8 protein-coding genes are annotated in these 8,893 nt (G+C 39.5%); 2 read left to right on the top strand and 6 right to left on the bottom strand.

The window, feature by feature from the left end; genetic code table 11:
* Nucleotides 1-25 precede the first annotated feature (25 nt).
* From glnT to FB379_RS14400, 6 genes are all read right to left on the bottom strand, one after another.
* Nucleotides 26-1,384 (bottom strand): type III glutamate--ammonia ligase, encoded by a 1,359-nt coding sequence (glnT, locus tag FB379_RS14375; RefSeq protein ID WP_199757349.1) that lies wholly within the window; start codon nt 1,382-1,384, stop codon nt 26-28.
* A 23-nt stretch (nt 1,385-1,407) separates the two neighbouring features.
* Nucleotides 1,408-2,766 carry an FMN-binding glutamate synthase family protein gene (locus FB379_RS14380; RefSeq protein WP_063389442.1) on the bottom strand — a complete coding sequence of 453 codons (1,359 nt, stop codon included), beginning with the start codon at nt 2,764-2,766 and terminating at the stop codon, nt 1,408-1,410.
* Nucleotides 2,748-3,455 carry a GltB/FmdC/FwdC-like GXGXG domain-containing protein gene (locus tag FB379_RS14385; RefSeq protein ID WP_063389443.1) on the bottom strand — a complete coding sequence of 236 codons (708 nt, stop codon included), beginning with the start codon at nt 3,453-3,455 and terminating at the stop codon, nt 2,748-2,750. Before FB379_RS14385 ends, FB379_RS14380 begins: the two co-directional genes overlap by 19 nt.
* Nucleotides 3,443-4,339: a class II glutamine amidotransferase domain-containing protein gene (locus tag FB379_RS14390; RefSeq protein WP_063389444.1), complete on the bottom strand. Its 897-nt coding sequence runs from the start codon at nt 4,337-4,339 to the stop codon at nt 3,443-3,445. Before FB379_RS14390 ends, FB379_RS14385 begins: the two co-directional genes overlap by 13 nt.
* A gap of 172 nt (nt 4,340-4,511) precedes the next feature.
* Nucleotides 4,512-5,264: an IclR family transcriptional regulator gene (locus FB379_RS14395; protein ID WP_063389445.1), complete on the bottom strand. Its 753-nt coding sequence runs from the start codon at nt 5,262-5,264 to the stop codon at nt 4,512-4,514.
* 938 nt (nt 5,265-6,202) lie between these two features.
* Nucleotides 6,203-6,901, bottom strand: a complete 699-nt coding sequence (locus FB379_RS14400) for a helix-turn-helix domain-containing protein (RefSeq protein WP_144598256.1) — start codon at nt 6,899-6,901, stop codon at nt 6,203-6,205.
* A gap of 1,097 nt (nt 6,902-7,998) precedes the next feature.
* Between FB379_RS14400 and FB379_RS14405 the strand changes: the two genes are divergently transcribed.
* Nucleotides 7,999-8,235: a hypothetical protein gene (locus FB379_RS14405; protein ID WP_063389449.1), complete on the top strand. Its 237-nt coding sequence runs from the start codon at nt 7,999-8,001 to the stop codon at nt 8,233-8,235.
* A 328-nt stretch (nt 8,236-8,563) separates the two neighbouring features.
* The gene (locus FB379_RS14410; RefSeq protein WP_242009341.1) at nt 8,564-8,830 is read left to right on the top strand and encodes a protoglobin domain-containing protein; all 267 of its coding nucleotides are present in this window, start codon (nt 8,564-8,566) and stop codon (nt 8,828-8,830) included.
* Nucleotides 8,831-8,893: the final 63 nt, after the last annotated feature.

Genomic DNA, 8,893 nt, shown 5'->3' on the forward strand with positions numbered 1-8,893 from the left:
CCATATAAATCAATACGATTTGTTTTTAGTAGCCTTTTAAATATTTTTCAACTTCCCATTCGCTGACATAGTCATGATATTCTTTCCATTCAGCCTTTTTTCGTTTAATAAAGGTCTCCATAAATGTTTCCCCTAGTGCCTTGACTAACACTTCATCGCTTTCTAATGCTTCAATCGCTTCATTCAATGTAGAAGGCAATTTGTCAAATTCATTTTCTATCGAATGGAACATGTATAAATTTCCGTTAAATGGATCTCCTGGATCCATCCGCTTTTCGATGCCGTCCAATCCCGCTGCTAAAATCGCAGCAGTCGCCAGGTACGGATTACAGGAACCGTCCATGGCCCGAAACTCAATCCTTCCAGCATCAGGAATGCGAATAAGCTGTGTGCGGTTATTCCCTCCATAAGAAATAAAATTAGGAGCCCATGTAGATCCAGATGAGGAATTTAACGCTCCTAGCCGCTTGTAAGAGTTGACAGTTGGACAGACAATAGCAGCCAAGGCTTTTGCATGATTGAGAATACCTGCAATAAAATGATACGCGACTGCAGACAATCCAAAGCCTTTTGGATCATGAGCATCTTCAAATACATTTCGTTCTTCCCGCTCATCCCATAAGCTTAAGTGCATATGGCAGCCATTCCCGGTCAGATTGGAAAATGGCTTCGGCATAAACGTGGCGATTAGTCCTCGTTCCTCTGCCATGGTTCTAATCATATATTTAAAAAATGTATGCCGATCAGCAGACGTCACCGCATCTGAAAAATCAAAATTGATTTCAAATTGTCCATTGGCATCTTCATGATCTGCTTGTGTGACATTCCATTTCAATTCATTCATATACTCAATCAAAGTGCCTAAAAATTCGATATTTCTCATAAGCGCCTGCTGTTGGTAACATGGTTTCAATTCTTTATCCTGTTCATCAAACGGGGCAATTTTCCCGTCTTCTCCCTGTTTCACAAGGAAAAATTCCGGTTCCACTCCCGTTTTCATCGTATATCCCATGCTTTTTGCTTGCGTCAGCACATTTAACAAAATCGTTCTCGTACAAAACGGCCAAGGAGTTCCATCTTCCGTTAAAGTTCCGGCAAACCAAGCAATCTCTTTATTCCACGGTAATATAGTCATAGAACGCAAATCAGGGATGCACAATATATCGGGATCATGCGGTCCGTGGCCGAGATCGCCTACAGCAAAACCGGCGAATCCAGCCCCTGATTGGCAGACTGACTGTAAACGGGAGGAAGGAATTAATTTCGCACGTAAAGAACCGTTCAAATCCGAAAAGGAGGCTAACGCCAATTTGATCTTTTTACCTTCGATATATTTTAACGTCTCCTCCAACACCTTGTTATTGCTTTCCACTATACCGATCAATGATCATCACCATCCCTTATTTTTTACACTTTTAAAAGATCTTTAAATGAACTCCCATGGTCAAGGCTTGCAAAATACGGTTTTTTGCCCCCTAATCCTACTAGAGGAACTCCTGTAATATAGGAGGTGACTAATGTTAACGAGCGCAAATCGGTAGGATCTAAATCACTGACTCTGCTTTTTCCGCACGATCTTGCAAAAATTTGCATTTCCATCGTGATCGAATTGATATAATTCTCCACTCTTTCAGCGGCAGCTGTAGGATCTAATCTCGCCATTAACTCAGGATCTTGTGTCGCAATACCGACCGGGCATTTACCCGTATGGCAATGATGGCATGCACCAGGTTCTGTCCCTAAGGCATGGTAGTCTTCTATATAAATTGGCCGCTGGCAATTAAGGGCAATTAACATTGCTGAACCCATATAAACGACATCCGCACCTAGTGCGATGGCTTTCGCTGCATCAGCGCCATTGCTGATTCCGCCGCCGATAATTAGCTTTACTTCGTGCTTCATACCGATATCGTAAAGTGCTTGAGCTGCTTCAACTACAGCGGAAATGGTCGGAATCCCTGTATGATCCAATTGGATTTCCGGTGAGGCAGCGGTTCCTCCTTCCATTCCATCAATGACGACTGCTTCCACCCCAACCTTTGCCGCCAGCTTTACATCATCATAAACGCGTCCGGCCCCAATTTTAATAAAGATCGGCACTTCATAATCAGTCGCTTCCCGAATTTGCTCTACTTTTACCCCTAAATCATCTGGCCCCATCCAATCGGGGTGCCGGCACGGGCTTCGTTGATCGACTCCTGCAGGAAGATCCCGCATTTTTGCCACTTCTTCAGAAACTTTATGTCCAAGAAGCGTTCCGCCCGTACCTGGTTTGGCGCCTTGGCTCACGACAATTTCTACCGCATCGGCTTTTTTCAAATCATAAGGATTTAAACCGTAGCGGCTCGGAAGCAATTGGTAGACCAATTTCTCCGAATATTCACGTTCTATCGGATGCATGCCCCCATCGCCCGTACATGTACTGATGCCGCATCTAGTCGCTGCAATGCCAAGCGCTTTTTTAGAATGAGCATTAATCGCCCCAAAACTCATCCCTGCAATCATGATCGGTGTTTCGAGTACGAGGGGACGTTTCACCTTTCCTTCTCCTATAACAACTTTTGTATCGCATCGCTCCCGATACCCTTCCAGCGGTACCCTTGACAGTCCTGCCGGAGTAAAGACGAGATCGTCAAAGGAAGGTAAGTCCATTCTTTTTGTAGCTTGGCCGCGGATGCGATATCGTCCAATCTGAGCTTTTTCTTGAATTTCTTCAATTTTTTCCGGACTCCACACCTTGCTTTTTCTTATAAGATTTCTTTCCATACGCGAAACTCCTTTTTATTAAAATGATGAAGCAAGCCGTTAGGAACAATTTTTTGAAAAGAGGGCGGCGGTTCTATTTGATAGAAATCAAGCAAACTCTTTATCTCATCTTTTTCCTCTTCCGACACTTCCTCTACCTTTGTTCCATTCCCCAGCTCCGCAATTTTCCCGCCAACATAGATCACTCCATCATACATGGAATCTCCCAGCGCTTTCCCAGCATCTCCACAAATAATCATTTTTCCTTTTTGCATCATAAAACCGGTCATATATCCGGTATTACCGCCAATAATTAAAGTCCCTCCCTTCATGCTGATTCCCGCCCTGGCGCCTGCCTCTCCTTTGACAACTACGATACCGCCTCTCAGCGAAGCTGCACAGGAAGACGCTGCATTTCCATTTACGACAATTTCTCCGCTCATTAAATTTTCACCAACTGCCCAGCCGCAATTCCCGTTTATGGTCGCTGTCACCTTATCACATAAACTCACTGCATAGTAGCCGACATCTCCGTTATAAATGAGATGAATCGGATCTGTTATGCATACTCCAAGGTTATGGCGTGCGAGAGGGTTTTCGATGATGACCTCCTTTATATTATTTTTCGCAAAATCCCGAATCATTTGGTTGATTGAAGTCACCGTTTCACTCTTGCAATCAATTACTATACTTTCTTTCACAGATTCCATACCAATACCTCCTCTGCCCCTGGTTCTCTTACTGGCAAGCTTTCCCCAAAGCCATTTGTAATTGCTAAGCTTTCAGAAGCAAAAGCGATGAAATCATCAGTTTCCGCAAGCACAATCGGCTTCATACTAAAAGGTTCTTTTGCTAAACCGACTGCTGTCGGCGTAACAGCAATATAGCTAAAAGAGCCGTCTAAATCATGAACAGATGCTGTCATTGCTTCTTTTAAGCTGGCTCCTTTCTTCATTTCATCTACTAAATAAACGGCAATCACTTCCGAATCGTTTCCGGTTATAAATTGATAGCCTTTCTTTTCGTAGTATGCTCTCAATTTAATGTAGTTTGTCACATGGCCATTGTGAATAATCGTTAAATCTTTGAAAGAATTGCAGCAGAGCGGCTGCGAATGGGAAATATCGACTTTGCTTTCTGTCGCCATTCTTGTATGGCCTACAGCAACTTGCCCGTCATATACGGAAAGCTTAAATTGCGCATCTAAAAGATGAGCTCCCCCTAAAGATTTCAACACTTCAATCGATTCTCCGATGTTTGCGACTGAAATGTCTTCGTCCAGCTGACTGATTCCTTGAACAATATGTTGGATATCTCCTGAATGGAAAATTTTTGTTCTGACGTAATTGCCATGATCAGATGAATACAGCACATCTGCTTTATCTTTTAAGAAGGAAATGATTTTCTCCCCGTTGCCCCTTGTTTCATAATTCACATCAACATATAAGACGTTCTCTTCCTTTGGATGGAGAATGGCAACTCCTGTTGAATCAGGACCTCTTCGAAACAAACTGTCCAGCATTGCCAATATGACTTCGCCTGTTTTCCTTTTGTGATTTGGATTTTTAAAGATGACACCACTGATCCCGCACATCTTTTTTCCCTCCAGTCGTTGAAAAATTTTTGGAACTTTTTGTGAGAGGTTGTGGTTATATACAATATTCCATAATTTTTTCCCAAAAAAAAGCTCATTTTATCGAATATTGGGAAAATTACAAAAACCATGTTACCTTTTCTCCCATAGGATGGACTTTTTCATCCTTTGGTCATCTGTTTGGTACCCAGCCTAGTTCTTCGGAAATTTCATTTGCGGCTCTGATTGTGGTAGATATTAAACCGGCTAACTCATCTTTCGTAAAACGCGTTTCCGGCCCGGCAACACTTAAAGAGGCGATCACTTTATTTTCCCAAGAGAAAATAGGAGCTGCCACACTGGCGGTTCCTTCTGTTGTTTCCCCGAAAGAAATACAATATCCATGCTTTCGAATTAACATTAAATGTCGGTGAAGATGATCCACGTCTTTTATCCTTCCATTTTTTACAAGATCTTTAATCACTTGGCTTCTTGTTTTCTCTTCCAAGTATGCTAAAATCACTTTTTTCGAAGCACCTACGCATAAAGGAAGACGCATTCCAATCGGTTCGACAATTCTAAGCCAATGAGGCGAATCAACACAATCAATAAACACGCCTTCACATCCTTCCGGTACGGTCAAGTACACACTTTCCTTTGTTTTTTGGGCCAGCTTTTCCATAATTGGTACTGCAGCATTACGAACCGATAGATTGTCTCGTATGGAAAGACCTAATTGAAGCAATGTAAGGCCTAGACGGAATTTTCTCGTTTGTTTGTTTTTATACACAAATCCATACTCTTCTAAACAAGTCAGCAATCGGTGCACCGTTTGAACGGGAATACCGAGCTTTTTACTGATTTCCGTAGTACTCCACTCTTCTTTATTTTCGTTCGGCTGAATAGTTTGCAATAATAAAATCGTTTTCCGAATCACCTCTGACATCTAAACCCCTCCTATGTAAAAAAATTTACATAATGAGAATGGAATGTTTGCTTTTATATTAACGAAATAAAAAATGATACAACGTTGTTTTGTCAGATCGGCCAACATACTTTTTATATTTTTTCCCATATAATGAGATTTTTTACCGGAAGAGGTTGAGGGAGGAATTTAATAAACGAGCAAGTTGAGTTAATTTTTCTCTTCTCCATTTTCTGTGGTTCTCTAGAGGCGAACTGGGGATGTATATCGGATCATGTAACAATTTGCGAATTTATTATCCAAGCAATATACGACAAAATAATCCGTCATTTGGATGCACTTGTTGAAAAAGCGCAAATTGCAGCTGGTTGGCCTTGTATCCTGAAGGTCTCATAAGATGGGGGTGTCTAATAAGTCGTTTTTACGGCTTATTGACGCCCCCTTTAATGTTTTAGAAACGTTGATATATCGATGTTTATGATTTTTGTTTTTAATGGGATTTGATTTTCTGGACAGCCCCATGTCTCTCTCGTGTCGTAATGAAAATACCAGCCAAAACGAATAGTACACCAGCCAGGATGCCCTTAATAGTTCTTCTTTAGTTGAATGGTTTTAGTGTACTCGATTACACTTTCGTGAAAGGTTCGTATTGACAACAATTTCCGCTTAGAATAAGGTCAATCCGTTTCGAAATTCACTTACATATTTAAATTGTCGGTTTTAGTATAATATTGTCTTTCAGTTACAAAACGCCTAAATAAATCCAAACCTTCATTATAAAATAAATGCTTTGATAAAAATTGAAACGTTTATCCTTTCTTTGCTTTAAAAAATACCCTCCCATGTAGACGGTTAGGAGCATAAAATCATTACATTTGACTGTCTACCTGTTAAGGGAAAATACGAGACCTGCTCAATTTTTAAAAATGGTAACATACTTACCATTTTGGAATATAAAATTAAGCAAACTTATCATAACGTTTTTCAGATGCGGCAGCCCCCTCGGAAATCGATGTAGATGACATCCCCTTTTTTCGTTTGCCATACCTTTTAGTGATGTCTCTTTTCATTCTGGCAATAGTCATAATTTCAAATTTGTCGCCGTCATCCAATTGACGGAGGATTTCGATTAGTTCCTGCTCTTCTGGAGAAAGTTCGTTTTTGTCATTTTGTTGATCGATCATTTCGTTTTCACTAACTTTTATAGATGGATCGGCAAAAAGAGCAGCTGAGGCTTTAAATAGATTCATTAGTGCTTCAGGATCTAAGCTGACCGAACTGTTTTCGCCTTTCAAGCATTTTATGGTTAAATCCTGAAATCTTTTAAACAATGGAGATTTTTTAATTTTATCGTCTTCAGCTGAAGCACGGTCAGTCATTTCTTGTAAACAAGAATTTGACGTAAATTTATCATTAGTTTCAGAAATCGGAACACTAGTCAAATAAGCCTCGCCGTATAGCAAGAAATCATTACTCACTCCTAAAACTCTGCTTATTAATGATAGATTCTCAGCAGAAACTGAAACTGCTCCTCTTTCAATTTTGCTTAGTGCGCTATTCGTAATACCAGTAGCTTTTGCCATTTCCTCAAGTGTCAAACCTTTTTCTTTACGAATTCGTCTTATCCGACTGCCCAATTCCTTTTTGAAATCGTTCATTTTTTGTCAACCTCTCTATAATCTTCCTAAAAGAAATATTTTTAGTCCTAAAGGAATATTTTGTTGATTTTCGTCTTATAGGAATATATAATGTAATCAAAAGTGGTAACCGATTACCTTGTCAAACAAAAATAAAGTGTAAATAGATGTGAAAGCTCGACAATCTGCGTAAGTTTCCTAGTCCATTGGTCCAAAAGAACCGTCATAGGGTCATTTCATGAAAGTTACCGATGGACTATATATCCGTTTAAATAATCAGTGCGCAGCGGTTTATCCTCTATATTAATCATCACAACCGCTTTTGCAGCCTTGAAACTGAACTAGCAGTTGAATCATTGTACAACAATAGCATCGCGATCCAATGATTGGAATAAGCAAGCTGTTGTTCCGGTGCAGATGCTTTGGATGAAACAGGTACAGCGTGCTGACTGAAAAATGCAGCATATCAAATGTTCTATATGCCCGGAAAGCCTTCTGATTATTGATCATAACAATGAAAGAAATAGACGAGCTCAATCAAAGGCTATACCCATTCGAAGCATCAAGCAGAGTTTTGCTATCTAAAATAGTCCTTTGAGCTGTTGTATAAATACTTTCAAATTCATACATAAACTGTTGAATCATCTGTCCTTTAAAAATTGCCAATTTGAAGCATCGAGAAAACAACTTGTTCCCAACTACATCAATCAGTTGAAGATATACAAATGGAAATGCTTCACTGTTTTTTAATACCATCTGCATTAAATTCTCCGAAATATAGATAGTCTCTAAATAGAGCTAGTACTGGCATGAATTGAGGAACTTGGTTCTTTTATTTATCCACAGTTTGGTTTTACAACATGATGAGCAGGCTTAATCTCCTGAACAATCTGGTCGATGTGAAGCTTTAAGGATGATAAAAGCTCCTGCTGCGTTTCTCCGTCCTCGTTATACATGAAAATCTTTCGGAGATAGCACCAGGACATAGTTAATCAGCAATAGATTTTTGAATCAACATCTCATAACGAATTCTAATCCTCAATATAGTTATGACTCCCTTTCATTCTACCAAAATTCGGCATAGGGAAACAGAATGATCATAGAAAGGAGTGATTTAAATGGCGGTTCGCAAACAACGCATCACTCCGTTAGGGTGGAAAATCAAGCGGCGCTTGGCAGAACTTGAAATGACCCATAAGGAGTTTTGCGAGCAGCATAAAATCCCGTTAAGCCGCCTTTCTGAAATTATTTCAGGAACACGTCAAAACCGAAAATATCGCGATAAAATTTTAAGAGAGTTGGAAATCGAAGAGGAGGGTCAACCCCATGCCGAACAAGTGCAGCATGTCGGTTGAAACTGAATAATTTATAACAAATTAAGCAGAAGAAAAAACTCATTTGGTACGATGGTTAAAATTGTGGAAACTATTATTTCTGCTCTAGCCGCTCAATATCGTTTCACTGCCATCCGTACTCGCAGCGTGAATAGGTACATAAAGAAGCTAAATGATATTTAATTGCCTTATACAGCTAGTTAGATAATAGGGTTGGTTATCCAAAATCATCCCAACATTTTTGGAACGGATGATGTAAAATATTTTCAAAAATGTTATGTATTGTTGTATTTTTCGGGATTTATTCGTATTGGCACATGCCTACATGTTGTAACGGGGTGAAATATAGGTGATTTTCAAAAGAACAAAGCAAGAAAATTCGTATTTTAATTTTGATCAAGGGAAAGGCAATATAAGTATCACGAAAGGCAGTGAAATTGAAAGGCAAATCTTAATGATCGACCTAACAGAAAAAGATTTACAGATTATTAATGCTATACAGCCATTCGTAATAGAAAAAATTGATTTAATTGCTGATAGATTTTATAAGAACTTGGAAAAAGAACCATCGCTTTTAAAAATTATTAACTCAACTTTCGCACACAGAAATATTTAAGCATTGCTTGATATAATTAGGTATAGTGGCCAACCATTTATTCATTTGATTTTTAAAGATGTC

This window comes from Aeribacillus composti (genome assembly GCF_007827555.1).
In the GTDB taxonomy this organism is placed as follows: domain Bacteria; phylum Bacillota; class Bacilli; order Bacillales; family Aeribacillaceae; genus Aeribacillus; species Aeribacillus composti.

Coding starts and splice junctions, on each gene's coding strand:
- FB379_RS14405 (WP_063389449.1), top strand. CDS start 7,999: ATGGCGGTTCGCAAACAACGCATCACTCCGTTAGGGTGGAAAATCAAG.
- FB379_RS14385 (WP_063389443.1), bottom strand. CDS start 3,455: ATGGAATCTGTGAAAGAAAGTATAGTAATTGATTGCAAGAGTGAAACG.
- FB379_RS14395 (WP_063389445.1), bottom strand. CDS start 5,264: ATGTCAGAGGTGATTCGGAAAACGATTTTATTATTGCAAACTATTCAG.
- FB379_RS14380 (WP_063389442.1), bottom strand. CDS start 2,766: ATGGAAAGAAATCTTATAAGAAAAAGCAAGGTGTGGAGTCCGGAAAAA.
- FB379_RS14390 (WP_063389444.1), bottom strand. CDS start 4,339: ATGTGCGGGATCAGTGGTGTCATCTTTAAAAATCCAAATCACAAAAGG.
- FB379_RS14400 (WP_144598256.1), bottom strand. CDS start 6,901: ATGAACGATTTCAAAAAGGAATTGGGCAGTCGGATAAGACGAATTCGT.